At 70.1% G+C, this 25,480-nt stretch carries 20 protein-coding genes and 2 pseudogenes; 9 read left to right on the top strand and 13 right to left on the bottom strand.

Annotation, left to right across the window (positions count from 1 at the left end; genetic code table 11):
- Positions 1 to 120: 120 nt before the first annotated feature.
- From LMJ29_RS06670 to miaB, 4 genes are all read right to left on the bottom strand, one after another.
- Positions 121 to 960, bottom strand: coding sequence for an HlyC/CorC family transporter (locus LMJ29_RS06670; RefSeq protein WP_229604726.1), 840 nt, complete (start codon positions 958 to 960; stop codon positions 121 to 123).
- Positions 961 to 966: 6 nt separating this feature from the next.
- Entirely contained in the window at positions 967 to 1,431 is a 465-nt protein-coding gene (gene ybeY, locus LMJ29_RS06665) for an rRNA maturation RNase YbeY (RefSeq protein WP_229604725.1), read from the bottom strand.
- Positions 1,421 to 2,440 (bottom strand): PhoH family protein, encoded by a 1,020-nt coding sequence (locus tag LMJ29_RS06660; protein WP_229604724.1) that lies wholly within the window; start codon positions 2,438 to 2,440, stop codon positions 1,421 to 1,423. Before LMJ29_RS06660 ends, ybeY begins: the two co-directional genes overlap by 11 nt.
- A 143-nt stretch (positions 2,441 to 2,583) precedes the next feature.
- Complete coding sequence (gene miaB, locus LMJ29_RS06655; protein ID WP_229604723.1) at positions 2,584 to 3,924, bottom strand: tRNA (N6-isopentenyl adenosine(37)-C2)-methylthiotransferase MiaB; 1,341 nt, start codon at positions 3,922 to 3,924, stop codon at positions 2,584 to 2,586.
- A gap of 128 nt (positions 3,925 to 4,052) precedes the next feature.
- On the opposite strand from miaB, the gene LMJ29_RS06650 reads away from it, so the two are divergent.
- Entirely contained in the window at positions 4,053 to 4,379 is a 327-nt protein-coding gene (locus tag LMJ29_RS06650; RefSeq protein ID WP_229604722.1) for a DUF1820 family protein, read from the top strand.
- Positions 4,380 to 4,557: 178 nt separating this feature from the next.
- Here LMJ29_RS06650 and LMJ29_RS06645 read toward each other — a convergent pair whose 3' ends face one another.
- From LMJ29_RS06645 to LMJ29_RS06630, 4 genes are all read right to left on the bottom strand, one after another.
- Entirely contained in the window at positions 4,558 to 5,106 is a 549-nt protein-coding gene (locus LMJ29_RS06645; RefSeq protein WP_229604721.1) for a tetratricopeptide repeat protein, read from the bottom strand.
- 228 nt (positions 5,107 to 5,334) lie between these two features.
- A complete protein-coding gene (hemL, locus tag LMJ29_RS06640) occupies positions 5,335 to 6,624 on the bottom strand; it encodes a glutamate-1-semialdehyde 2,1-aminomutase (RefSeq protein WP_229604720.1) in 1,290 nt (429 codons plus the stop codon).
- 22 nt (positions 6,625 to 6,646) lie between these two features.
- Complete coding sequence (thiE, locus tag LMJ29_RS06635; protein ID WP_229604719.1) at positions 6,647 to 7,279, bottom strand: thiamine phosphate synthase; 633 nt, start codon at positions 7,277 to 7,279, stop codon at positions 6,647 to 6,649.
- Positions 7,280 to 7,333: 54 nt separating this feature from the next.
- Entirely contained in the window at positions 7,334 to 8,131 is a 798-nt protein-coding gene (locus tag LMJ29_RS06630; protein ID WP_229604718.1) for a hydroxymethylpyrimidine/phosphomethylpyrimidine kinase, read from the bottom strand.
- Between the two features lie 106 nt (positions 8,132 to 8,237).
- Here LMJ29_RS06630 and LMJ29_RS06625 point away from each other — a divergent pair, with 106 nt between their 5' ends.
- The 3 genes from LMJ29_RS06625 (at position 8,238) to LMJ29_RS06615 (ending at position 11,210) form a co-directional block, all read left to right on the top strand.
- Positions 8,238 to 9,890 (top strand): acyl-CoA dehydrogenase family protein, encoded by a 1,653-nt coding sequence (locus LMJ29_RS06625; protein WP_229604717.1) that lies wholly within the window; start codon positions 8,238 to 8,240, stop codon positions 9,888 to 9,890.
- A 94-nt stretch (positions 9,891 to 9,984) separates the two neighbouring features.
- Positions 9,985 to 10,551, top strand: a complete 567-nt coding sequence (locus LMJ29_RS06620) for an SEC-C domain-containing protein (RefSeq protein ID WP_229604716.1) — start codon at positions 9,985 to 9,987, stop codon at positions 10,549 to 10,551.
- A 92-nt stretch (positions 10,552 to 10,643) separates the two neighbouring features.
- The gene (locus tag LMJ29_RS06615) at positions 10,644 to 11,210 is read left to right on the top strand and encodes a pseudouridine synthase (RefSeq protein WP_229604783.1); all 567 of its coding nucleotides are present in this window, start codon (positions 10,644 to 10,646) and stop codon (positions 11,208 to 11,210) included.
- A gap of 66 nt (positions 11,211 to 11,276) precedes the next feature.
- Here LMJ29_RS06615 and LMJ29_RS06610 read toward each other — a convergent pair whose 3' ends face one another.
- The 5 genes from LMJ29_RS06610 to LMJ29_RS06590 form a co-directional block, all read right to left on the bottom strand.
- Positions 11,277 to 11,669, bottom strand: coding sequence for a globin family protein (locus LMJ29_RS06610; RefSeq protein ID WP_229604715.1), 393 nt, complete (start codon positions 11,667 to 11,669; stop codon positions 11,277 to 11,279).
- 73 nt (positions 11,670 to 11,742) lie between these two features.
- Positions 11,743 to 11,946 (bottom strand): DUF2788 domain-containing protein, encoded by a 204-nt coding sequence (locus LMJ29_RS06605; RefSeq protein ID WP_229604714.1) that lies wholly within the window; start codon positions 11,944 to 11,946, stop codon positions 11,743 to 11,745.
- Positions 11,947 to 12,105: 159 nt separating this feature from the next.
- A complete protein-coding gene (locus tag LMJ29_RS06600; RefSeq protein ID WP_229604713.1) occupies positions 12,106 to 12,582 on the bottom strand; it encodes an Lrp/AsnC family transcriptional regulator in 477 nt (158 codons plus the stop codon).
- A gap of 315 nt (positions 12,583 to 12,897) precedes the next feature.
- Positions 12,898 to 13,773 (bottom strand): cation diffusion facilitator family transporter, encoded by an 876-nt coding sequence (locus tag LMJ29_RS06595; protein ID WP_229604712.1) that lies wholly within the window; start codon positions 13,771 to 13,773, stop codon positions 12,898 to 12,900.
- Between the two features lie 11 nt (positions 13,774 to 13,784).
- On the bottom strand, positions 13,785 to 14,201 hold the full coding sequence (locus tag LMJ29_RS06590; RefSeq protein ID WP_229604711.1) for a polyribonucleotide nucleotidyltransferase: 417 nt from the start codon (positions 14,199 to 14,201) through the stop codon (positions 13,785 to 13,787).
- 150 nt (positions 14,202 to 14,351) lie between these two features.
- Between LMJ29_RS06590 and hrpB the strand changes: the two genes are divergently transcribed.
- From hrpB to glgB, 5 genes and pseudogenes are all read left to right on the top strand, one after another.
- Positions 14,352 to 16,898, top strand: coding sequence for an ATP-dependent helicase HrpB (gene hrpB, locus LMJ29_RS06585; protein WP_229604710.1), 2,547 nt, complete (start codon positions 14,352 to 14,354; stop codon positions 16,896 to 16,898).
- Between the two features lie 258 nt (positions 16,899 to 17,156).
- Positions 17,157 to 17,717 (top strand): annotated as a pseudogene (locus tag LMJ29_RS06580) (DNA polymerase ligase N-terminal domain-containing protein); the annotation flags it as partial.
- A 175-nt stretch (positions 17,718 to 17,892) separates the two neighbouring features.
- Positions 17,893 to 19,908 (top strand): alpha-1,4-glucan--maltose-1-phosphate maltosyltransferase, encoded by a 2,016-nt coding sequence (locus tag LMJ29_RS06575; protein ID WP_229604709.1) that lies wholly within the window; start codon positions 17,893 to 17,895, stop codon positions 19,906 to 19,908.
- Between the two features lie 12 nt (positions 19,909 to 19,920).
- Positions 19,921 to 23,253, top strand: a complete 3,333-nt coding sequence (gene treS / locus LMJ29_RS06570) for a maltose alpha-D-glucosyltransferase (RefSeq protein ID WP_229604708.1) — start codon at positions 19,921 to 19,923, stop codon at positions 23,251 to 23,253.
- Positions 23,250 to 25,460 (top strand): annotated as a pseudogene (glgB, locus tag LMJ29_RS06565) (1,4-alpha-glucan branching protein GlgB); the annotation flags it as partial. The gene treS and the pseudogene glgB, both read left to right, overlap by 4 nt.
- Positions 25,461 to 25,480 lie beyond the last annotated feature (20 nt).

Genomic DNA, 25,480 nt, shown 5'->3' with positions numbered 1-25,480 from the left:
GCGCGGGCAGCTTAGCGGAGCGACGCACGGGCGGGTAGGGTGGGAAACGGCCGCAGACCTTTCCACCAGGGTGCTGCGCAGGGGGAGATCGCGGCGCGAGCCCCCTGCGCAGCGGCGGCCTCAGCGCGCCAGCGGGGTCAGGCGCAGCAGGTGCATGCGCCGGCTGTCGGCGTTGAGCACGCGGAAACGGAAGTCGCCCAGCTCGATGGTCTCGTTGCGCTTGGGCAGGTGGCCGAAGGCGCTCATCAGCACGCCGCCGATGGTGTCGAACTCTTCCTCGGAGAAGCCGGCCTCGAAGAATTCGTTGAATTCCTCCACCGGGGTTAGCGCCTTGACGATGAAATCGCCGCTGGGCAGCGCCTTGATGAAGCTGTCCTCCTCGACGTCGTGCTCGTCCTCGATGTCGCCGACGATCTGCTCGAGCACGTCCTCGATGGTGACGAGGCCCGCCACGCCGCCGTACTCGTCGATGACGATGGCCATGTGGTTGTGGGTGCTGCGGAATTCGCGCAGCAGCACGTTGAGGCGCTTGGATTCGGGCACGTAGGTGGCCGGGCGCAGCAGCTTGTGCAGGTCGTAGCTGTCCTGGTTGCCGTCCAGCAGCAGCGGCAGCAGGTCCTTGGCCAGCAGGATGCCGAGCACCTCGTCGAGGTTCTCGCCGATCACCGGGTAGCGCGAGTGGGCGGCCTCGATCACCGCCGGGAGGAATTCCTGCGGGTTCTGGCAGGCCTTGATGCTGATGATCTGCGAGCGCGGGATCATGATGTCGCGCACCTGCAGGTCGGCGACCTGGATGGCGCCCTCGACGATGGACAGCACCTCGGTGTCGAGCAGCTTGTTGTCATGGGCGTCGCGCAGGACTTCGATCAGCTCCTCGCGGTTCTTCGGCTCATGGGCAAAAGTCTGGATGATTCTTTCCAGCCAGGACTTCTGCCCCTGGCTCGATCGGTCGTCGCTCATGTGTCCTTACTCTTCGTCACAGGCGTAGGGGTCGGGGTAGCCGAGTTCGGCCAGCAGCTGGCGCTCCAGCGCCTCCATCTCCTCGGCCTCGGCGTCTTCGATGTGGTCGTAGCCGAGCAGGTGCAGGCAGCCGTGGATGGTCAGGTGGGCCCAGTGGGCTTCCGCGCTCTTGTCCTGTTCGGCGGCCTCGCGGGCCACCACCTGGGCGCAGATCACCAGATCGCCGAGCAGCGGGATATCCAGCAAACCCTCGGGGATCTCGGCCGGGAAGGACAGCACGTTGGTGGCGTAGTCCTTGCCGCGCCAGGTGCGGTTCAGCTCGCGGCCTTCCGCCTCGTCGACGATGCGGATGGTCAACTCGGAAGGGGCGGTGCGCTGGCGCAGGGCCAGTTCGCACCACCGGCGCAGCTGCGCCTCGCCGGGCAGTGCGCTGGCCGCGGTGGCCAGCTGCAGGTCCAGTTCAATCTGCATCGGATTCGTCCCTGGCGATGTGCACGACGCGCTCGAGCTTGCCCTGCAGGCGCTGCTCGTGACGGTCGTAGGCCTCGACGATGCGCTGCACCAGCGGGTGGCGCACGACGTCCTTGGCCTTGAAGTGGGTGAAGCTGATGCCCGGCACGTCGCGCAGCACCTCGATGACGTGGGCGAGGCCCGACTTGGTGCCGCGCGGCAGGTCGACCTGGGTGACGTCGCCGGTGATCACCGCGGTGGAGCCGAAGCCGATCCGGGTGAGGAACATCTTCATCTGCTCGAGGGTGGTGTTCTGGCTCTCGTCGAGGATGATGAAGCTGTTGTTCAGGGTGCGGCCGCGCATGTAGGCGAGCGGGGCGATCTCGATCACCTGGCGCTCGATCAGCTTGGCCACCTGCTCGAAGCCGAGCATCTCGTAGAGGGCGTCGTAGAGCGGGCGCAGGTAGGGGTCGATCTTCTGGGCGAGGTCGCCGGGCAGGAAGCCGAGCTTCTCGCCGGCTTCCACCGCCGGGCGCACCAGCAGGATGCGGCGCACCTGCTCGCGCTCCAGGGCGTCCACCGCGCAGGCCACGGCGAGGTAGGTCTTGCCGGTGCCGGCCGGGCCGACGCCGAAGTTGATGTCGTTGTCGAGGATCGCCTTGACGTAGCGCTGCTGGTTGGCGCCGCGCGGGGTGATGTGCGCCTTGCGCGTCTTCAGGGTGATGGCCGGCACCTGGCCGGGCACGGCGAGATCCTCGAGGCCGGACTCCTGGAGGAACAGGTGGACCATTTCCGGAGTCAGCTCGGTGGCGTGGGTCTCGCGGTACAGGCGGCGCAACAGGCGCTCGGCGGTATGACTGCGCTGGGCATCGCCGACCAGTTCGAACTGGTTGCCGCGATTGCGGATCTCGATCGCCAGGCGCTGCTCGATCAGGCGCAGATGCTCGTCGAATTGTCCGCAGAGGTTGGCGAAGCGGCGGGCTTCGAAAGGTTCGAGAATGAAGCGGTGGTGTTCCAGGGGAGCGTTCAAGGTCTTCTGTTGGCCGCCATTTGGCTGAGTGATGATTGAAGAATAACCGCAGGGGGGCGAGGGGGAAAGCGCCGGTGCGTCGGCAAAAGGTGGCCCGCGGCCACTAGCCGGGACGCCGCGGCGGCGTCCCGACGCACGGCGGCTCAGTAGCTGCGCTCGTCCACCAGGGTGCCGCGCAGGGAGTGCGGCAGCGCTTCGTCGATGTGCACGTCGACGAACTGGCCGATCAGCCGCGGGTTATCGGCACGGAAGTTGACGATGCGGTTGTTCTCGGTGCGGCCCTGCAGCATGCCCGGATCGCGCTTCGAGTAGTCGCTGACCAGGATGCGCTGCCGGCTTCCGACCATGCGTCGGCTGATCTCGAAGCCCTGCTGGTGGATGCGCGCCTGCAGCACCAGCAGGCGCTGCTTCTTGACCTCCTCCAGGGTGTCGTCGGCCAGCTCGGCGGCCGGGGTTCCGGGACGCGCGCTGTAGATGAAGGAGAAGGAGAAGTCGAAGCCGACCTCCTCGATCAGCTTCATGGTCTGCTCGAAGTCCTTGTCGGTCTCGCCGGGGAAGCCGACGATGAAGTCCGAGCTGATGCACATCTCCGGCACTGCGGCCCTCAGCTTGCGGATGCGCGACTTGTACTCCAGCGCGGTGTGGTTGCGCTTCATCGCCGCGAGGATGCGGTCGGAGCCCGCCTGCACCGGCAGGTGGACGAACTTGACCAGCTCGGGGATCTCGGCGTGGGCCTGGATCAGCGCGTCGGAGAACTCCAGCGGGTGGCTGGTGGTGTAGCGGATGCGGTCGATGCCGTCGATCGCCGCCACCGCGTAGAGCAGCTCGGCGAAGTCGGCGATGCGGCCGTCGCCGGCGTCGCCGCGATAGCCGTTGACGTTCTGGCCGAGCAGGGTCACCTCGCGCACGCCGTTCTCGGCGAGATGGAGGATCTCGGCGAGCACGTCGGCCAGCGGGCGGCTGACCTCCTCGCCGCGGGTGTAGGGCACCACGCAGAAGGTGCAGTACTTGCTGCAGCCTTCCATCACCGCGACGAAGGCGCTCGGGCCGTCGACGCGCGGCTCGGGCAGGCGGTCGAACTTCTCGATCTCCGGGAAGGAGATGTCCACCTGCGGCTTTCTCGTGGTCCGCGCGGCGTCGATCATCTCCGGCAGGCGGTGCAGGGTCTGCGGGCCGAACACCACGTCGACGTAGGGCGCGCGGTCGCGGATCGCCGCGCCTTCCTGGCTCGCCACGCAGCCGCCGACACCGATCACCAGTTCCGGCTTCTGCCGCTTCAGTTCGCGCCAGCCGCCCAGCTTGGAGAACACCTTCTCCTGCGCTTTTTCGCGGATCGAGCAGGTATTGAGGAGGATCACGTCGGCTTCGGCCGGGTCCTCGGTGAGTTCGAGGGCCTGGTGTTCACCCAGCAGGTCGGCCATGCGCGAGCTGTCGTACTCGTTCATCTGGCAGCCGTGGGTTTCGATGAAAAGCTTCTTGGCCATGGGAGATCGTCGGCGAATCGAGGGAATCGCGCATTATAGGCGCCGCCGTCCAGCCTTCCTAGGCTCCGTGGTCGCTGGCGGGGATATGCTAGGATGCGCGACTTTCCCGTCCGCCGAACCGTCGAGTCATGAACAAGCCCGCCCCCATCTTCAAGGTGATCTTCCTCAACCAGGGCCAGGTGTACGAGATGTACGCCAAGGCCATCTACCAGAGCGACCTGTGGGGGTTCCTGGAGATCGAGGAGTTCGTCTTCGGCGAGCGCACCCAGGTGGTGGTCGATCCCAGCGAGGAAAAGCTCAAGGCGCAGTTCGAGGGCGTGGTGCGCAGCTTCGTGCCGATGCACTCGATCGTCCGCATCGACGAGGTGGAGCGCCTGGGCACGGCGAAGATCAGCGAGGCCAAGGGCGGTGGCAACGTCATGCCGTTCCCCATGCCGCCGCTGCCGGAGCGCTGATTGGCGCGGCGGCGTTCGGCCAGCCTGCGTTGAAAACGCCCCTTCGCGCCTGAGGCTTCAGGTCCCCAGGCGATGCAAGTCGGGTAGGGCGAGCGGGGTGGATGGAAAAAACCGCCGACGGTTTTCCATGGGCCGGCCGTCCGGGGGGGCGGCCATCCGCGGGATGGCCAGTCAGTCCTCAGGGCAGCGGCGAGAAGGGCGAGCGCATATCGCTGGCCTGCAGCTCCTGCAGGTAGTTGCGGAAGATCTCGCCGAGCACCCGGTTGGCGTGCTCCAGCTGCTCGCGGCTCATGCCCTCGGCCACCTCGTCGGCGCTGTCCAGCGCCTCCTCGGCGCCGTTGACCGCCGCCATCTTCAGCACCACGTAGGCCTGCACCTGGTTGGCCGGCACGCCTTCGCCGCGCCAGAACAGGGTGCCCAGGCGCAGCTGCGCCTCGGCGTGGCCCTGCAGCGAGGCCTGTTCGTACCAGTGCAGCGCCTGCGGCAGATCCTGCGGCTGTTGCGCACCGGCATGGAAGAACTCGCCCAGCTCGAACTGCGCCTGCGCGTCGCCGCCTTCGGCCAGGGTGCGGCAGTGGGCCAGCGCCTGTTCCAGGTCTTCCGGACGGGTGTCGAGCACGCAGCGGCTGGTGGCCGGGATCAGCAGGGAGTTGCCACCGGCGAGGCCCGGCAGCGGGGTGGTCAGCAACAGGCAGCCCATCAGCAGGGTGCGGCCAGCACGGTTCATGGCGATCGGACATCTCCCGGGATATACGGGTAAACGGCTACCCGTCCGGCGCCCTGCGCCGGCGTTCACATTATGGGATAAGCCGCCGGGTCATGACAGGGGGCGCGCGGTTTTTCCTGCTGGCCAAGGGCCGCCACGGGGCTTTGCCGCGCGAATCGGTGCCGATTTTGGCGATTCTGGCGATCTGGCGCACTCGCGCGGCCGCCGGACGGCCGCGCGAGCGTAGGCTCAGCCTTGCTGCAGGGCGGCGAAAGCGCGCTCGGCGGCGTCGAGGGTGAGGGCAAGCTCCGTGTCGCCATGGGCGATGGAGGTGAAGCCGGCCTCGAAGGCGCTCGGCGCCAGGTACACGCCGCCTTCCAGCATCAGGTGGAAGAACTTGTTGAAGCGCGCGGCGTCGCTGGCCATCACGTCGGCGAAGGTGACGATGTCGTCCGCGCCGCTGAAGTACAGGCCGAACATGCCGCCGGCCTGGGTGGTGACGAAGGGGATGCCGGCGGCATCGGCGCGGTCCTGCAGACCCTGCAGCAGGCGGCCGGTGTAGTCGGTGAGTTCGGCGTGGAAGCCCGGACGGCTGATCAGCTTGAGGGTGGTCAGGCCGGCGGCCATCGCCAGCGGGTTGCCGGACAGGGTGCCGGCCTGGTAGACGGGGCCGAGCGGGGCGATGCACTCCATGATCGCGCGCTTGCCGCCGAAGCAGCCGACCGGCATGCCGCCGCCGACGATCTTGCCGAAGGTCGACAGGTCCGGGGTGACCCCGTAGTGCGCCTGGGCGCCGCCGAGGGCGACGCGGAAGCCGGTCATCACCTCGTCGAAGATCAGCACCACGCCGTGCTGGTCGCACAGCGCGCGCAGGCCGGCGAGGAAGCCCGGCGCCGGCGGCACGCAGTTCATGTTGCCGGCCACCGGCTCGACGATGATGCAGGCGACAGTCTGGCCGACCTCGGCGAGGGTCTGCTCGACGGCCTGGAGGTCGTTGTAGGGCAGGGTCAGGGTGTGCTTGGCGAAGTCCGCCGGCACGCCCGCCGAGCTCGGCACGCCCTGGGTCAGGGCGCCGGAGCCGGCCTTGACCAGCAGGCTGTCGGAGTGGCCGTGGTAGCAGCCCTCGAACTTGATGATCGCGTCGCGACCGGTGTAGCCGCGGGCCAGGCGGATGGCGCTCATGGTCGCCTCGGTGCCGGAGCTGACCATGCGCACCAGTTCCATCGACGGCACCAGCTGGCAGACCAGATCGGCCATCTCCACTTCCAGCGCGGTGGGCGCGCCGTAGGACAGGCCGTGCTCGAGCTGGCGGCGCACCGCGTCGAGCACCTCGGGGTGGGCGTGGCCGAGGATCATCGGGCCCCAGGAGCCGACGTAGTCGACGTAGCGCTTGTCGTCCTCGTCGATGACGTAGGCGCCCTCGGCGTGCTTGAAGAACAGCGGGGTGCCGCCGACGCTCTTGAACGCGCGCACCGGCGAGTTGACGCCGCCGGGGATGTGCTTCTGGGCATTGCTGAAGAGGATTTCGGAGCGGGACATGGAAGGTCTCTCGAAAGAAAGGTCAGATGTCGGCGAACAGTTGGCTGAAGGCGTGCGCGCGGCGCTCGACTTCGGCGGCATTCGGGGCGGCGAACAGGGCGTGGACTACGGCGACCATGCTGGCGCCACGGGCGAGCAGCTGGGGAGCGTTGTCCAGGGTCACGCCACCGATGGCGACCAGCGGCAGGCGGAAACGGGTGCGCGCCTGCTCCAGCAGCTCCAGCGGAGCGGCCGGGGCGCCGGGCTTGGTATTGGAGGTGAAGAAGCGGCCAAAGGCCAGGTAGCTGGCGCCCTCGCTGCGGGCCTGCTCGGCCAGCTCCAGGCTGGCGTGGCAGGTGGCGCCGATGATGGCCTTGTGGCCGAGCAGGGCGCGCGCGGCGGACAGCGAGCCGTCCTCCTGGCCCAGGTGCAGGCCGACGCCCAGGCGCGCGGCCAGCTCCAGGTCGTCGTTGACGATCAGCTGCGCGCCATGGCGCAGGCACAGGTCGCGCAGTGCCTCGGCCTGGCGCAGGCGCCGCGCGGCGTCGTCCGACTTGTCGCGGTACTGCAGCAGCTTGGCGCCGCCCTTGAGCGCGGCTTCCACGTAGGGCAACAGGCGGCCATCAGCGAGCAGCTGGCTGTCGGTGATGGCGTAGAGACCGCGCAGCGGCTTCATCGGCAGGCTTCCTCGGGCGGGCATTCTTGGAGACAGAAAGTCGGAAACGGTATGTCAGGAACAGTAGTCCAGCGGCAGGCGGCGCGGCACGTACTGGCCATGGCCCGGCTGCTCGGCGTCGCGCAGGGTGCGCCAGGTGTAGTCGAGCGCCGAGCGCACCGCGCTGACCAGCTCCTCGCCCAGCGCCAGGCGGCCGGCCAGGGTGCTGGCCAGGGTGCAGCCGGAGCCGTGGTAGCTGCCGGGCAGGCGCGCGCAGGTGAAGTCGTGGCGGTTGCCGTCGCGCGAATACAGGCGGTTGTGCACCTCGCGCTCGTCGCCGTGGCCGCCGGTGATCAGCAGGTGCTCGCAGAGCGGCAGGAGCTTCTCGGCGCAGGCATCGGCGCTGCCGTCGGGCAGCTCGGCGAGGATGCGCGCTTCGGGCAGGTTGGGGGTGGCGATGCGGCACAGCGGCAGCAGGCGCTCGCGGATCGCGTAGCCGACCTCGTCCTTGCCCAGCGCACCGCCGCCGCCGGCGCGCAGCACCGGATCGCAGACCAGCGGCACGCCGGGCAGGCGGGCCATGATCTCGACCACGGTGTCGACCATCTCCAGCGAGCCGAGCATGCCGAGCTTGACCGCGGCGACCGGCAGATCGTCGAGCACCGCATTGGCCTGGGCGAGCACCCAGGCACGGTCGAGGACGCGGAAGTCGCTGACGTTCACGGTGTCCTGCACGGTCAGCGCGGTGACCGCTGGTGCGGCGTGGCAGCCCTGGGCGAGCAGGGCCTCGATGTCCGCCTGCAGGCCGGCGCCACCACTGGGATCGTGGCCGGACAGACAGAGGACGACGGGACGGGAAGGGTATCGGTTCATGGCTGCGCAGCTTATCACCAAAGTCGCGGGGCTGCCCGTCGCCGCTCCGGGGCGCTGCGCCGCGAGTCTGCTTCACTGCTGGAAACGACGTGTCGGGAGGCGAGCGATGAGTCTGGAGCAATACGCGGAAACCCATGCGGTGACCAACCAGCCGACGCCCCTGGACGGCGCCAACCTGTACCGCGGCGACCGCCCGCTGCAGGAGTGGCTGCAGCGCTTCGGCGCCGCCTGGGGCGAGGCGCGCCTGGCCGCCTACGGCGAGCTGGCCGGCGGCCCGCTGCTGGCCGCCGGGTTCGCCGCCAACCGCCAGCCGCCCGAGTTGCACACCCACGACCGCTACGGCCACCGCATCGACCAGGTGGAGTTCCATCCGGCCTGGCACCGGCTGATGGAGGCCGGCGTCCAGCACGGCCTGCACGCGCTGCCCTGGCGCGAGCCGCGCGCCGGCGCCCAGGTCCTGCGCGCCGGGCTGTTCTACCTGCACAACCAGGCCGAGGCCGGCAGCGCCTGCCCGCTGACCATGACCTTCGCCGGCGTCGCCGTGCTGCGCCGGCAGGCGGAGCTGGCCGCGGCCTGGCTGCCCGGCGTGCTCAGCCTCGACTACGACCCTCAGCCGCTGCCGGCGGCGCACAAGCGCGGCCTGATCCTGGGCATGGCGCTGACTGAGAAGCAGGGCGGCACCGACCTGCGCGCCAACAGCACGCGCGCCTTCGCTCTTGGGGAGCGCGGGGCGGGGCAGGCCTACGAGCTGCTCGGCCACAAGTGGTTCTGCTCGGCGCCGATGGCGGACGGCTTCCTCACCCTGGCGCACGGCGAGGGCGGGCTGAGCTGCTTCCTGCTGCCGCGCCTGCGTCCGGACGGCTCGCACAACCGCATCTACATCCAGCGTCTGAAAGACAAGCTGGGCAATCGCAGCAACGCCTCGGCGGAACTCGAGTACCGCGGCGCGCTGGCCTGGATGATCGGCGAGGAAGGCCGCGGCATCGCCACCGTGCTGGAAATGGTCGCGCTGACCCGCTTCGACTGCATGACCGGCTCGGCGGCCTTGATGCGTCAGGCGCTCAGCCAGGCCCTGCACCACTGCGCGCAGCGCCAGGTCGGCGGCCGCGCGCTGGAGGCGCAACCCTTGATGCAGAACGTGCTCGCCGACCTGGCGCTGGAGTCGGAGGCCGCGCTGGCCCTGTCCCTGCGCCTGGGCCACGCCCTGGAGCGTCCGGAGGACGAGCAGGAGCGCCATTTCGCCCGCCTGCTCACCGCGGTCGGCAAGTACTGGGTGTGCAAGCGCGCGCCGGCCTTCGTCAACGAGGCGCAGGAGTGCCTGGGCGGCGCCGGTTACGTCGAGGAAAGCATCCTGCCGCGGCTGTACCGCGAGGCGCCGGTCAACTCGATCTGGGAGGGCTCGGGCAACGTGCAGTGCCTGGACGTGCTGCGCGCGCTGGAGAAGAGCCCGGCGGTCGTCGAGGCGCTGTTCGCCGAACTGGCCGACGGCCACGGCGAGGCGCGTCTGAAGGCGCAGGTCTTGCGCCTCAAGCACGCCCTGCACGACCGCGACGGCCTGGAATACCGCGCCCGCCAGCTGACCGGCGAGATCGCCGTGGCGCTGCAGGCCGGCCTGCTGCTGCAGGGCGCGCCGCAGGTGGTCAGCGACGCCTTCCTCGCCGCGCGGGTGGGCGCGCCGACCGCCGTCTACGGCTGCCTGCCGCGTGGCGTGGAGGTGGCTGCGCTGCTGGCGCGCAGCCGTCTGCAGGCGCTCGACTGAGGTCCGCGCGCTGCTAGAATGCGCGCCTCAGCCCGTACCGCCCCGCGGCGGCGGCTCGCTCGCGAGCCGTGGGGCGCCGTCCTGCGAAACCACCATGGCCTTTGTCGATCCCTCCCGCTTCAGCAATCCCCTGCGCCGCTTCGCCCGCACCCTGGTGGCCGACGGCGTGCCCGAGGTGGCGGCGCCGCTGCCGCTGCCGGAAAGCCTGGCCGGCGAGCCCTGGTACTCGGTCGGCCGCGCGGTCGCCGGCCTGGGCGGCGCGCGGGTCGACGGCTGGTGCCTGCAGGAGTGGCCGGGGCAGGCGCTGCGCGCCACCTTCAGCGCCTGCTGGCGGGATGGCGAGGGGCGCCTGTGGAACGTATTGCCCGGCAACCAGACCTGGCTGTTCCTGCCCGATCCACAGCACCGCTACGAGGGGGTGCCGATCGCCACGCGCTACCAGGCGCTCGGTCGCGATGCCCTGCTCGCCGACTTCCTCAAGGTCAGCGCCGAGCTGGCGCGCCTGGCGCCGGGCAGCGCAGTACGGCAGACCCTGCAGCAGACCGCCGAACGCCTCGAGGGCTGGTTGGCGCTGGGCGGCAAGGGCGATGCGCAGTGCCCGTGCCAGAGCGGCAAGCGCTACCAGAACTGCTGCAGCCGCCGGCTGCGCGACAGTCTGTGATGGCGCGCCCGCCACGCGGTTCCACCGCTCGTCCGCCGCGGGCGCGCACTGACGGCCGCGCCGCCGCGGCCAAGCCGACAGGGCCGCGCCGGGTGGCCAAGGCGCCGCCGGCCGAGCCGCGGCTGCTGCTGCTCAACAAGCCGTTCGACGTGCTGACCCAGTTCGCCGACGCCGACGGTCGCGCCACCCTCAAGGACTTTGTGCCGGTGCCCGGCGTCTACCCGGCCGGGCGTCTGGATCGCGACAGCGAGGGCTTGCTGCTGCTGACCAACGACGGCCGCCTGCAGGCGCGCATCGCCGATCCGAAGCACAAGCTGGCGAAGACCTACTGGGTGCAGGTGGAAGGCGAGGCCGGCGATGCGCAGCTGGAGCGCCTGCGCGCCGGCGTCGAGCTCAACGACGGGCCGACCCTGCCGGCCGAGGCGCGGCGCATCGAGACGCCCGAGCTGTGGGAGCGCGATCCGCCGGTGCGCTTTCGCAAGAGCGTGCCGACCTGCTGGCTGGAGCTGGTGATCCGCGAGGGGCGAAATCGTCAGGTGCGGCGCATGACCGCGGCGGTGGGCTTGCCGACCCTGCGCCTGGTGCGGGTGCGCATCGGGCCGTGGGGGCTGGACGGGCTGGCGCCCGGAGAGTGGAAGGAGGTGCCGGCGCGCCTGTAAGCGCTGGAGCGAGGCGGGGCGGGTCAGCCGCGACGCGGCATGACCCAGCCCTGCAGCCTGGTCCGGTCAGTAGAACGACTTGATCAGGTTGATGCCCTTGCCCAGTACTTCGCGCCAGGCGGCGAGGTCATCCTGGCCGGCGTCCGGGTCGTGCTGCTTGACCGACAGCAGCAGCGAGTCCAGCCACAGGTCGTAGAGCTCGGGGCGAATGTCGAAGCCTTCGCGTGAGTGGCTCTGGCCGAGGGCGCGCAGCTTGGTGTCGGACATGCCGCGGGCGTACAGCACCAGATTGAGGATGCCGGCGCGCAGCAGATGCTTCTGCGCGGTCATGTCCGTTTGGGTGAACTTTTCGCGGATCGCCGGGGAACTGCCGAGGAAGTGCTGGTAAAAAGTGTCGAAAAAGCTCGGGCTGGCGCAGCAGCGGCCATAGCTTTGCATCACGCGGTTGGCGGGAGTCATGAGGTTCCTTGGTTGGGCAATAGCCCCCTCTCTCCGCTCTATCCCGAGGCGGAGTATTGCGGAGCTTTGAGGATTACAGGCCTTCGAGGCTGCCGATCACCAGGCTCTTGATAACGAAGCCGAGTACGCCCAAACCGAGGGCAAAGAAGAGAATCGCGGTGCCGAATTTACCGGCATTGGATTTTTTCGCCAGATCCCAGACGATGAAGCCCATGAAGCTGACCAGAACCACGATCAGCCCGTTCATCATCCAGTGCTCGAAAACTTCGGGATCCATCATCCCTCCTGCAGGATAGAAACAGACGGTCAGGGGGTGCGATATGTAGTTATGTGCGGCCACGCAGGCGTGCGTCAAAACGCCGGCGATTATAGACGGTGCGGGGTGGTAAAAAAAACGTGAAAATGCGAATTCGTTAGATATTTGTCGAATAAACGCTCAGCGCAAATGCTCAAGAGGCAGCTCGGTGCCGGCCAGCACCTGATTGAGCACGAAGCTCGAGCGCACGCTGGAAACCCCCTCGATGCGCGTCAGGGTGCCGAGCAGGAACTGCTGGTAGTGGTCCATGTCCGGCACCACCACCTTGAGCTGGTAGTCCGCCTCCATGCCGGTCACCAGGCTGCATTCGAGCACCTGCGGGCACTGGCGGATCACCGACTCGAAGTGGGCGAAGCGCTCCGGCGTGTGGCGGTCCATGCCCACCAGCACGTAGACGGTCAGGGTCAGGCCGAGCTTCTTGCGGTCGAGCAGGGCGACCTGGCGCAGGATGTAGCCGTCGTCCTCCAGCTGCTTGACCCGCCGCGAGCAGGGCGAGGGCGACAGGCCGATGCGCTCGGCCAGCTCCTGGTTGGAGATGCGCGCATCGCGCTGCAATTCGGCCAGGATGCGCAGATCAAAGCGGTCGAGTTTGCTCATGATTTCCCGCTCCGTTGCATAGATTGCGCTGTCTTGCGCCTGGTTGGTGAAATATTGCTAAAGGGTGGCTTTTGTGGGCAATTTTCGCAAGCACCTGCCGCGCCGTCGAGCGTACAGTTTGAATCAGTTTCACGGCCCGGACGCTTATCCGCGCGGCGCCCAATCAGGCTCCGCGCTGCCGGCGACCCACAAGGTCCACGGCCACGGCCCGCATCGCCCACAAGGCCATGCATCACGAGCAGGCTGCTATCGCGGTCAAGATCCGGACGAAACCACCTGGAAGGGGCCGCAAGGCCCCTTTTTTCTGCCTGCCGTTTACGTCTGGTGAGGGTCGGCGTGCACCAGCACCTCGGCGCGTGGGAACTCGGCGCGGATCGCCATCTCGGCCTCCACGCAGCGTTCGTGGGCCTCGTGCAGGGTCATGGCGGACGGCAGGTCGAGGTGCAGCTGGACGAACCAGCGGGTGCCGGACATGCGCGTGCGTAGGTCGTGGGCGCCGAGCACGCCGGGCACCCCGAGGGCCAGCTGCTGCATGCGCTCGCTGATCTCCAGCGGCAGCTCCTTGTCCATCAGTACCGCCGCCGACTCGCGGACGATGACCAGCGCGCTCCAGAAGATGTACAGCGCGATGGCGAGACCGAACAGCGCGTCGGCGCGCGTCCAGCCCCAGGCGGCGAGCAGCAGGGCGGCGAGGATGCTGCCGTTGAGCAGCAGGTCCGAGGCATAGTGCAGCGAGTCGGCGCGGATCGCCGTGGAGCCGGTGACCTTGACCACGTGGCGCTGGAACATCAGCAGCAGGCCGGTCAGCGCCAGCGACAGCAGCATCACCGCCACGCCGATCTCGGTGGCGGCGATCGGCTGCGGATCCTGCAGGCGCTCGAAGCCGCGGATGCCCACCAGTACCGCGCTGATGGCGATGAACACCGCCTGGCCGAGGCCGGCCAGCGCCTCGGCCTTGCCGTGGCCGTAGCGGTGATCGGCGTCGGCCGGGCGCAACGCGTAGTTCACCGCGATCAGGTTGACCAACGACGCGGCGCCGTCCAGCAGCGAATCGGTGAGGCCGGCGAGCAGGCTGACCGAGCCGCTCAGCCACCAGGCGAACGCCTTGGTGGCCACCAGGACCAGCGCGGTGACCAGCGCCGCGGCCGAAGCCAGGCGCATCAGGCGGCCGTGTTCGCGGCTCAGGTTCATCGCGGCTCTCCTCAGGCAGCCGGGCGCAGGCCGAAGGCGGCGAGCTGCTCGAGGTTGCCGCTGTGGCGGATCAGGCGCGGATGGTCGAGCGGCAGGTCATGGCCCAGTTCCTCGCGGAGGATGGCGCGCAGGCGGGCGTGGTCGATGCGCCCGTCGCTGCCGACCGCCTCCTGCAGGCGCTCCGGCGCCACCGAATAGCGGCCGCCGGGCTCGTAGATGGCGCCGGTGCCGAAGTCGATGGCGAAGGCGATCAGGCCGGGGATCACGAAGAACAGGATGCCGATGGCGTCCAGGGCCGCCACGGCGGGATCGATCTGCCCGTTGAGCTGGCCGCGCCGTTCCGGATAGAACAGGGTGCCGCAGCCACTCACCTGGGCGAGCAGGATGGCGACGAGAGTGCCGCCGACGATCCGCTGGGAAGTACGCATGCATCTTCTCCTTGGTTGCTGCGGGCGGCCGTGCGCGGCGCCCGTTCCAGACAGCGGCGCACAGTGTAAGCGCTGGCGCATGACGCCCGGAAGGCGCGACCGCTTCGCCGCTATAATCGCCGCCCTTGCCGTCAGCCGTTGCGAGTGCCCATGAGCCTGTCGTCCGCCCTGCCCATCGATGCCGTGCTGCCCGAGCTGCGCGCGGCGCTCGCCCATCGCCACGAGGTGGTGCTCGAAGCGCCGCCCGGCGCCGGCAAGACCACCCGCGTGCCGCTGGCGCTTTTGCACGAGCCCTGGCTGGCAGGGCAGACCATCGTCATGCTCGAACCGCGCCGGCTGGCCGCGCGCGCCGCCGCCGAGCGGCTGGCCAGCGAGCTGGGCGAGGCGGTCGGCGAGACGGTCGGCTATCGCATCCGCCTGGACAGCAGGGTCGGCCCGCGCACGCGCATCGAGGTGGTCACCGAGGGCATCCTCGCCCGCCGCCTGCAGGACGACCCGGGCCTGGAAGGCGTCGGCCTGGTGATCTTCGACGAATTCCACGAACGCAGCCTGGACGCCGACCTGGCCCTGGCGCTGACCCTGAGCGGCCGCGAGCTGCTGCGCGAGGGGCCGCCGCTCAAGGTGCTGCCGATGTCGGCGACCCTGGAGGGCGAGCGCCTCGCCGCGCTGCTGGACGATGCTCCGGTGGTGCGCAGCGAGGGGCGCATGTATCCGGTGGACATCCAGTGGGGCCGCGCCGCCCAGCCGGGCGAGGCGCTGGAGCCGCGGGTGGCGCAGACCATCCTGCAGGCGCTGGCCGAGCAGGGTGGCAGCATCCTCGTCTTCCTGCCCGGCCAGGCGGAGATCCGCCGGGTGCAGGCCGCGCTGGAGGAAGCGCTCGGCACGCGCGCCGATATCCTGCTCTGCCCGCTGCACGGCGAGCTGGAGCTGGCCGCCCAGCGCGCCGCCATCGAGCCGGCGCCGGCCGGCAAGCGCAAGGTCGTGCTGGCCACCAATATCGCCGAGACCAGCCTCACCATCGACGGCGTGCGCGTGGTGGTCGACGCCGGCCTCGAGCGGGTGCCGCGCTTCGACCCGGCCAGCGGCATGACCCGCCTGGACACCCAGCGCATCTCGCGCGCCTCAGCCACCCAGCGCGCCGGCCGTGCCGGACGCCTGGAGCCCGGGGTGTGCTACCGCCTGTGGTCGCAGACCCAGCACGAGCAACTGGCCGCCCACGGCAGTGCCGAGATCCTCCAGGCCGACCTGGCCGGCCTCGCCCTGCAGCTGGCGCGTTGGGGCGTCGACGACGCTAGCGAGCTGGTCTGGCTCGATCCGCCGCCGGCCGCCGCGCTGGCCCAGGCCCGCGAGCTGCTGCAGCGCCTCGGCGCGCTGGAGCCGCGCGGCCAGGGCTGGGCGCTGACCGGCCACGGCCAGGCGATGGCCACCCTGCCGGCCCATCCGCGCCTGGCCCATCTGCTGCTGCGCGGCCAGGCGCTCGGCCTCGGCGCGCTGGCCGCCGATCTGGCCGCGCTGCTTTCCGAGCGCGATATCCTGCGCGGCGGCGGTGGCGCCGACCTGCACACGCGATTGGCTTTGCTGTCCGGCGAGTCGCGCGCGGCACGTGGTTCCCAGGGCGGAGTACAGCGCGCCCGCCAGCTGGCCCGCCAGTTCCGCAGCCTGCTGCCCCGGGGCGCCGCGCAGGCGGTCGCCGATCCCGAGCATCCGCGCTGGCTCGGCTGCCTGCTGGCCTTCGCCTATCCCGACCGCGTCGCCCGCCAGCGCCGCGCCGGGGGGGCCGACTACCGGCTGGCCAACGGCCGCGCCGCGCAGTTCGGCGAGCCGGACGCGCTGATGAAGCACGACTGGCTGGTGATCGCCGATCTGGGCAGCCGCCAGGGCCAGCGCGAGGAGCGCATCTATCTCGCCGCCGACCTCGACCCGGCGCTGTTCGACGGCCCGCTGGCCGAGCAGGTCAGCGCCAGCGAAGTGCTCGACTGGGACGAGCGCGAGGGCGTGCTGCGCGCCGAGCGCCAGCGCAAGGTCGGTGAGCTGGTGCTGTCCAGCGAGGCGCTGGCCAACCTCGACGAGCAAGCGCGCGGCCGCGCGCTGCTCGCGCTGGTGCGCCGCAAGGGCCTCGAACTGCTGCCGTGGACCGCCGAGCTGCGCCAGTGGCAGGCGCGCATCGCCCTCCTGCGCCGTCTTGACCTGGCGGGGCGGGGCGAGAGCGACTGGCCGGACGTGGCCGACGCCGCGCTGCTGGCGACCCTGGAGGACTGGCTGCTGCCCTACTTGGGCAAGGTCAGCCGCCTCAGCCACTTCGCCGCGCTGGACCTGCCGGCGATTCTCCAGGGCCTGCTGCCCTGGCCGCTGCCCCAGCGCCTCGACGAGCTGGCGCCGAAGACCCTCGAGGTGCCCTCCGGCTCGCGCATTCGCCTCGACTACGGCGAGGAGCCGCCGGTGCTGGCGGTGCGCCTGCAGGAGCTGTTCGGCCTGGCCGCCACGCCGCGCATCGCCGGCGGCCGGCTGGGCGTCAAGCTGCACCTGCTGTCGCCGGCGCAGCGCCCGGTGCAGGTCACCCAGGATCTGGCCAGCTTCTGGGCCAACACCTACGCCGAGGTGAAGAAGGACCTCAAGGGCCGCTATCCCAAGCACTACTGGCCGGACGACCCGCTGGTCGCCGAGCCCACCGCGCGGGCCAAGCCGCGCAAGCTCTAGCGCCGCTCGACCGCCCAAGGCAGGCGCACGTCCGCCCGCCGCCCCTGCGACAGCGGCGGCGCACGCGCTGCTTCCGCCGGGGCCTGGCGCAAAGGAGCACAGGCGGGCCCGTCGACGACGCCCGCCGGCGGGGCGACAGCGGGCGCCAGGCGCGCGTCCCGCTCGGCACGCCGCAAGCCTTCCCCGACTGGCGGCGAGAAACTTTCCCCGCCGCCCCCGGTCCTCCGAGTAAGACTTCCGTCGCGGGAGGAGGCGCTCATGGCCCATCCCCTCAGTGAATACCGGCGCAAGCGCGACTTCGCGCGCAGCGCCGAGCCGCGCGGGCGGCGGGCGCTCGACAAGCGCAGCGACGAGCGGCGCTTCGTGATCCAGAAGCACGCCGCGCGCCAGCTGCACTACGACTTCCGCCTCGAACTGGATGGCACCCTGAAGAGCTGGGCGGTGCCCAAGGGACCGAGCCTGGACCCGACGATCAAGCGCCTGGCCGTGCAGGTGGAGGACCATCCCGTGGAGTACGCCGAGTTCGAGGGGCGGATTCCGGCGGGGGAATACGGCGCCGGCGAGGTGATCGTCTGGGACTGCGGCACCTGGCAGGCCGAGGACGAGGACCCGGCGGCGGCCTATGCCGCCGGCAAGCTCAAGTTCCGCCTGCGCGGCGAGAAGCTCGAGGGCGGCTGGCTGCTGCTGCGGACCCGCCGCCTGGGTGGCAGCGCCGACCAGGCGCAGTGGCTGCTGATCAAGGAGGAGGACGCCGCGGCGCGTCCCCAGGCCGACTACGACGTGCTGGCCGAGCGCCCGGACAGCGTACTCAGCGGGGCGCGCCTGGACTCGCGGTGAGCGCCGCGACCTGTCGTCGGCCCTGCCCGGGCGGCGTACCGGGGCTGTCTATACTGCCTCGCGGCCGCCATGACGGGTGCCGGCGTCCACGCCGGGCGCCGCCCCTGCCGACATGCGCCCTGTGCCGGCCAGCCTGCCCATGAGGAGGCCCTGTCCGATGCCAGAAAACCAGCTGCATGCCGCGCGCGAGCCCAGGAAGCTGCGCAGGGGACTGGCGGTGGAAGAGGCGATCCGCATGCCGCGCATCGCCATCGAGACGATCGAGCCGGTGGTCGAGAACAGCCGCTTCGCCAGCAAGGGCATCGCCGGCCAGCCGGTCACCGTCAGCGCGAAGATCTTCACCGACGGCCATGAGAAGCTGGGAGCCGCGCTGCTCTGGCGCCTCGACGGCGAGGAGCGCTGGCATCGCGTGCGCCTCGCCGCCCTCGGCAACGACAGCTGGCAGGCGCAGTTCACGCCGATGCGCATCGGTCGCTACGCGTATCTCATCGTCGCCTGGTGGGATCACTACGAAACCTACCGCCATGAGCTGACCCGCAAGCACGTCACCGGCATGGCGATCGGCCTGGAGCTGGAGGAGGGCCGCATCCTGCTGGAGAAGGCCGTCGACCGCGCCCAGGGCGAAACCCGGGCGGCGCTGGAGCGGCAATACCGGCTGCTGCTCGACGCCCGCGACGAGCCCGAGCGCCTGGCCATCCTGCTCGGCAGCGAGACCGCCGCGGCGATGGCGCCGCTGGACGAGCACGCCCACCTGGTGCGCAGCGAGGAGTTCCCCATCGAGGTGGAGCGGCCGCTGGCGCAGTTCGCCAGCTGGTACGAGCTGTTCCCCCGTTCCGCGACCGACGATCCGGCCCGTCACGGCACCTTCGACGACGTGCACCGGCGCCTGCCGATGATCCGCGACATGGGCTTCGACGTGCTGTACTTCCCGCCGATCCATCCGATCGGCCGGCGCTACCGCAAGGGCCCCAACAACGCCCTGGACGCCGGCCCCGACGACCCCGGCAGCCCCTATGCGATCGGCAGCGATGAGGGCGGCCACGAGGCGATCCACCCTCAGCTCGGCAGCCGCGATGACTTCCGCCGGCTGGTCGCCGCCGCCGCCGAGCACGGCCTGGAGATCGCCCTGGACTTCGCCATCCAGTGCTCCCAGGACCATCCCTGGCTGAAGCAGCACCCCGGCTGGTTCAGCTGGCGCCCGGACGGCAGCATCCGCTACGCGGAGAACCCGCCGAAGAAGTACCAGGACATCGTCAACGTCGACTTCTACGCGCCCGATGCGCTGCCCGAGCTGTGGCTGGCGCTGCGCGACGTGGTCGCCGGCTGGATCGCGGAAGGGGTGAAGATCTTCCGCGTCGACAATCCCCACACCAAGCCGCTGCCGTTCTGGGAATGGCTGATCGCCGACATCCGCAGCCAGCATCCCGAGGTGATGTTCCTCTCCGAGGCGTTCACCCGCCCGGCGATGATGGCGCGCCTGGGCAAGCTGGGCTTCAGCCAGAGCTACACCTACTTCACCTGGCGCAATCTCAAGGACGAACTGGAGGCGTACTTCAGCGAGCTCAACCAGCCGCCCTGGCGCGACTGCTTCCGGCCGAACTTCTTCGTCAACACCCCGGACATCAACCCCGTGTTCCTGCACACCAGCGGCCGCCCGGGGTTTCTCATCCGCGCCGCGCTGGCCAGCATGGGCTCGGGGCTGTGGGGCATGTACTCGGGCTTCGAGCTGTGCGAGGGCGAACCGCTGCCGGGCAAGGAGGAGTACCTCGACTCCGAGAAGTACCAGCTGCGCCCGCGCGACTACGACGCGCCCGGCAACATCGTCGCCGAGATCGCCCAGCTCAACCGCATCCGCCGGCAGAACCCGGCGCTGCACACCCACCTGGGCTTCCAGGCCTACAACTGCTGGAACGACAACATCTTCTACTTCGGCAAGCGCACGCCCAAGCTCGACAACTTCATCCTGGTGGCGGTGTGCCTCGACCCGCACCACGCCCAGGAAGCGCATTTCGAGCTGCCGCTCTGGGAGTTCGGCCTGCCGGACGAGGCCTCGCTGCACGGCGAGGACCTGATGAACGGCCACCGCTGGACCTGGCACGGCAAGACCCAATGGATGCGCATCGAGCCCTGGCAGCTGCCGTTCGGCATCTGGCGCATCGAGCCGGCGAAGTGAAGGGGTGATGCCATGGCCCGAGCGAAACGGCGCGATCCCAAGGACTTCATCAAGGATCCCCTGTGGTACAAGGACGCGGTGATCTATCAGATCCACGTGAAATCGTTTTTCGATGCCAATGACGATGGCATCGGCGACTTTGCCGGCCTGATCGCCAAGCTCGACTACATCGCCCAGCTCGGCGTCAACACCCTCTGGCTGCTGCCCTTCTACCCCTCGCCGCGGCGCGACGACGGCTACGACATCGCCGAGTACCGCGGCGTGCATCCCGACTACGGCAGCCTGGCCGACGTCCGGCGCTTCATCGCCGAGGCGCATCGGCGCGGCCTGCGCCTGATCACCGAGCTGGTGATCAACCACACCTCCGACCAGCACCCCTGGTTCCAGCGCGCGCGCCGGGCCAAGCCCGGCTCGCCGGCGCGCGACTTCTACGTGTGGTCGGACACCAACCACAAGTACGAGGACACGCGGGTCATCTTCCTCGACACCGAGACCTCCAACTGGACCTGGGACCCGCTGGCCGGCGCCTATTTCTGGCACCGCTTCTATTCGCACCAGCCGGACCTCAACTTCGACAATCCCCAGGTGCTCAAGGCGCTGCTCGGGGTCATGCGCTACTGGCTGGATCTGGGCGTCGACGGCCTGCGCCTGGACGCCGTGCCCTACCTGGTCGAGCGCGAGGGCACCAACAACGAGAACCTGCCGGAGACCCACGCGGTGCTCAAGCGCATCCGCGCGGAGATCGACGCCCGCTACCCCGACCGTATGCTGCTGGCCGAGGCCAACCAGTGGCCGGAGGACACCCGCCTGTACTTCGGCGGCGATGGCCTGAGCCGCGGCGACGAATGCCACATGGCGTTCCATTTCCCGCTGATGCCGCGCATGTACATGGCCCTGGCGCAGGAGGACCGCTATCCGATCACCGACATCCTGCGCCAGACCCCGGAGATCCCCGAGGACTGCCAGTGGGCGATCTTCCTGCGCAACCACGACGAGCTGACCCTGGAGATGGTGACCGACCGCGAGCGCGACTACCTGTGGAACCACTACGCCGCCGACCGCCGCGCGCGCATCAACCTGGGCATCCGCCGCCGCCTGGCGCCGCTCCTGGAGCGCGACCGGCGGCGCATCGAGCTGCTCACCAGCCTGCTGCTGTCGATGCCGGGTACCCCGGTGCTCTACTACGGCGACGAGCTCGGCATGGGCGACAACATCTTCCTCGGCGACCGCGACGGCGTGCGCACGCCCATGCAGTGGTCGATCGACCGCAACGGCGGCTTCTCCCGCGCCGATCCGGCCAGCCTGGTGCTGCCGCCGCTGATGGACCCGCTGTACGGCTACCAGACCATCAACGTCGAGGCCCAGCACAAGGATTCCTTCTCGCTGCTCAACTGGACCCGCCGCCTGCTGGCGATCCGCAAGCAGTTCAAGGCCTTCGGCCGCGGCAGCATCAAACTGCTGGCGCCGGCCAACCGGCGCATCTTCGCCTACCTGCGCGAGTTTCCGGGCGCGGACGGCAGGAGCGAGGTGATCCTCTGCGTAGCCAACGTCTCGCGCGCGGCCCAGGCCGCCGAGCTCGAGCTGTCCAGCTACGCCGGCATGGTGCCGGTGGAGATGATCGGCGGCAGCGCCTTTCCGCCGATCGGCCAGTTGCCCTACCTGCTGACCCTGCCGCCCTACGGCTTCTACTGGTTCCAGCTGGCCGCCGAGGCGCAGATGCCGGCCTGGCACGCCCACGCCGTGGAGATGCTGCCGGACTTGCGCACCCTGGTCCTCAAGCGTTTCGAGGACCTGCGCCAAGGGCCGGCGCGGCGCGTGCTGGAGCAGGAGGCGTTGCCGGCCTACCTGCCGAAGCGGCGCTGGTTCGCCGGCAAGGACGCGGCGCTGGACGGCGTGCGCATCGCCTACGCCATCCCCTTCGGCGATCCGCAGCGGCCGACCCTGCTCAGCGAGATCGAGGTGACCCGGGGCGAAAGCCGCGAGCGCTACCAGCTGCCGCTCGGCTACATCGACGAGGAGGCGCCGGGCAGCGCGCTGCCGCACCAGCTGGCCCTGGCCCGCGTGCGCCGCGGCCGGCAGATCGGCCAGCTGACCGACGCCTTCAGCCTCGAGGCCTTCCTCCTCGACCTGTTGCAGGCCCTGCGCGAGGGGCGCCGCTACGCCTGCGGCGACGGCGAGCTGGCGTTCCTCCCCGGCGCGGCGCTGGCCGGGCTGGAGCTGGGCGCGGCGCCGGAGGTGCTCCAGGTTGCCGCGGAGCAGTCGAACAGTTCGGCGATCATCGGCGGCAAGCTGGTGCTCAAGCTGATCCGCCGGCTGGCGGCCGGCATCCACCCCGAGCTGGAAATGAACCGCGAACTGGGCGCACGCGGATTCACCCATATCGCCGAGGTGCTCGGCGAGGCGCAGCGCGTCGCCCCCGACGGTCTCCCGCATACCCTGTTGATCGCCCAGCGCTACCTGGCCAACCAGGGCGATGCCTGGAACTGGACGCAGAACTGCCTGGAGCGGGCGATCCGCGAGGAGCTGAGCGGCAGCCCGGACCATGCGGAGGGTCGCGACGCCGCCCTCGAGCAGCTGGACGTCTTCTCCCGGATGTTCGGCCAGCGGCTCGGCGAGATGCACCGGCTGCTGGCGCAGGACAGCGACGACCCGGACTTCGCCCCGCTGATCAGCGACGACGAGGATGCCCAGAGGTGGACGCAGGACATCGGCGCCCAGCTCGGCCGCGCCCTGGACATCCTCGTCGAGCAGCGCGGCACCCTGGGCGCGACCGAACGGGCCGCGCTCGAGGCGCTGCTGCCCAGGCGGGCGGCGCTGCTCGCCGAGGTCGCGCGGCTCGCCGGCCAGGCGGTCGGCGGCCTGCGCATCCGCGTGCACGGCGACCTGCACCTGGGGCAGGTGCTGGTGGTGCAGGGCGACGCCTACCTGATCGATTTCGAGGGCGAGCCGGCGCGCCCGCTGGCCGAGCGACGGGCCAAGCACAGCCCCTACAAGGACGTCGCCGGCGTGCTGCGCTCCATCGACTACGCGGCGACCGCGGCCGAGCGCAACGCGCAGAGTGCCGACACCTCGGAAGCGGCCGACCGCGCCCGCCGGCTGATCGCCGGCGACTATCGCGAGCGCGCGCAGACAATCTTCCTGGCCGCGTATCGACAGGCCGCGGCCGAGATCTCCCATGCCTGGCGCGACGCCGAAGGCGCCGAAGCCGCCCTGCGGCTGTTCAGCCTGGAGAAGACCGCCTACGAAATCGCCTACGAGGCGACGTTCCGGCCCGCCTGGCTGGCGGTGCCGCTGCACGGCCTGCTGGCCCTGGCCGAGCGCCTGGAGAGGGGAGGCCGCCGATGAGCCCGCCACCGACCAACGGCCAGGAGACCACCGCGCAGGCGCTCGAGGCGCTGGTCCGCGCCGAGCTCGCCGACCCGTTCGCCGTCCTCGGCCCGCACACCGACGCCGAGGGCCCGCTGATCCGCGTCTACCTGCCCGGGGCGCTCGCCGTCGCGGCGGTTGCCCTGGATGGCGCGGATGACCAGGCGTTGCTCTGCGAACTGGAGAGCGGCGCCGTGCCCGGCCTGTTCGTCGGCCGGCCGGCCCAGCTGCAGCCCTATCTGCTGCGCATCCGCTGGCCCGAGGGCGAACAGCTCACCGAGGACCCCTACAGCTTCGGCCTGCTGCTGGGCGAGATGGACCTGTACCTGTTCGCCGAGGGCAATCACCGCGACCTGGGGCGCTGCCTGGGCGCGCAGACCCTGACGGTCGCCGGGGTCGACGGGGTGCGCTTCGCGGTATGGGCGCCCAACGCCCGGCGCGTCTCGGTGGTCGGCGACTTCAACGCCTGGGACGGACGCCGCCATCCGATGCGCCTGCGCCATCCGGCCGGGGTCTGGGAGCTGTTCGTGCCGCGCCTGCCGGCGGGCGAGCTGTACAAGTACGAGATCCTCGGCCGCCACGGACTGCTGCCGCTCAAGGCCGACCCGCTGGCGCTGGCCTGCGAGGTGCCGCCCGGCACCGCCTCGCGGGTGGCGACGCCGCTCGCGCATGTCTGGGGCGACAGCGACTGGCTGGACCAGCGCGCCACCGTCCAGGCCGCCACGGCGCCGCTGTCGATCTACGAGGTGCACGTCGGCTCCTGGCGCCGCGAGAGCGGCGAGGACAACGAGGAGGGGCGCGTCTACGCCTGGCGCGAGCTGGCCGAGCGGCTGATTCCCTACGTCAAGCAGATGGGCTTCAGCCATATCGAGCTGCTGCCGATCATGGAGCACCCCTTCGGCGGTTCCTGGGGCTACCAGCCGCTCGCCCAGTTCGCGCCCAGCGGCCGCTATGGCAGCCGGGAAGACTTCGCCGCCTTCGTCGACGCCTGCCACCAGGCCGGCGTGGGGGTGATCCTCGACTGGGTGCCGGCGCATTTCCCCACCGACGCGCACGGCCTGGCACAGTTCGACGGCACGGCGCTCTACGAGTATGCGCACCCCTTCGAGGGCTTCCACCAGGACTGGGATACCCTGATCTACAACCTCGGCCGCACCGAGGTGCACGGTTTCCTGCTGGCCGCCGCCCTGTACTGGCTCAAGGAGTTCCATGCCGACGGCCTGCGCGTCGATGCGGTGGCCTCGATGCTCTACCGCGACTACTCGCGCAACGCGGGCGAGTGGATCCCCAACCGCTACGGCGGGCGCGAGAACCTCGAAGCCATCGACTTCCTGCGCCATCTCAACGAGGTGGTGGCCAGCGAGGTGCCCGGCGCCATGGTGATCGCCGAGGAGTCCACCGCCTGGCCAGGGGTCACCCATGCCAGCGCCGAAGGCGGCCTGGGCTTCGCCTACAAGTGGAACATGGGCTGGATGCACGACAGCCTGCGCTACATCCAGCATTCCCCCATCCACCGCCGCTATCACCACGACGAACTGACCTTCGGCCTGCTCTACGCCTTCTCCGAGCGCTTCATCCTGCCGATCTCCCACGACGAGGTGGTGCACGGCAAGCGCGCGCTGATCGACAAGATGCCCGGCGACCGCTGGCAACAGTTCGCCAACCTGCGCGCCTTCCTCGCCTTCATGTGGACCCATCCGGGCAAGAAGCTGCTGTTCATGGGCTGCGAGTTCGGCCAGTGGCGCGAGTGGAACCACGACCGCGAGCTGGACTGGTACCTGCTCAACTACGCCGAGCACCGCGGCGTGCAGCAGCTGGTCACTGACCTCAACCGGCTGTACCACGAGGAGCCGGCGCTGCACGAGCAGGACTGCAAGCCGGCGGGCTTCCAGTGGCTGATCGGCGACGACCACGCCAACAGCGTGTATGCCTGGCTGCGCTGGAGCCGCGCGGGCTATCCGCTGCTGGTGGTGGCCAACCTGACCCCCGTGGTGCGCCATCCCTACCGGGTCGGCGTGCCGTTCGCCGGGCCCTGGCGGGAGCTGCTCAACAGCGACGCCGAATGCTACTGCGGCTCGAACGTCGGCAACGCCGGCGAGCTGAGCGCCGAGCACGAACCCAGCCACGGCCAGGCCGTTTCCCTGCAGCTCACCCTGCCGCCGCTGGCGGTGGTCGTCCTGCGGCCGCTGGCCCATGACCTCGTCGC

Origin of the sequence: Pseudomonas oryzagri (assembly GCF_020831405.1) — a bacterium.
Classification (GTDB): Bacteria; Pseudomonadota; Gammaproteobacteria; order Pseudomonadales; family Pseudomonadaceae; genus Geopseudomonas; species Geopseudomonas oryzagri.
The sequence above is the reverse complement of the archived record's forward strand: the minus strand, read 5'-3'. Positions and strand labels throughout refer to the sequence as shown.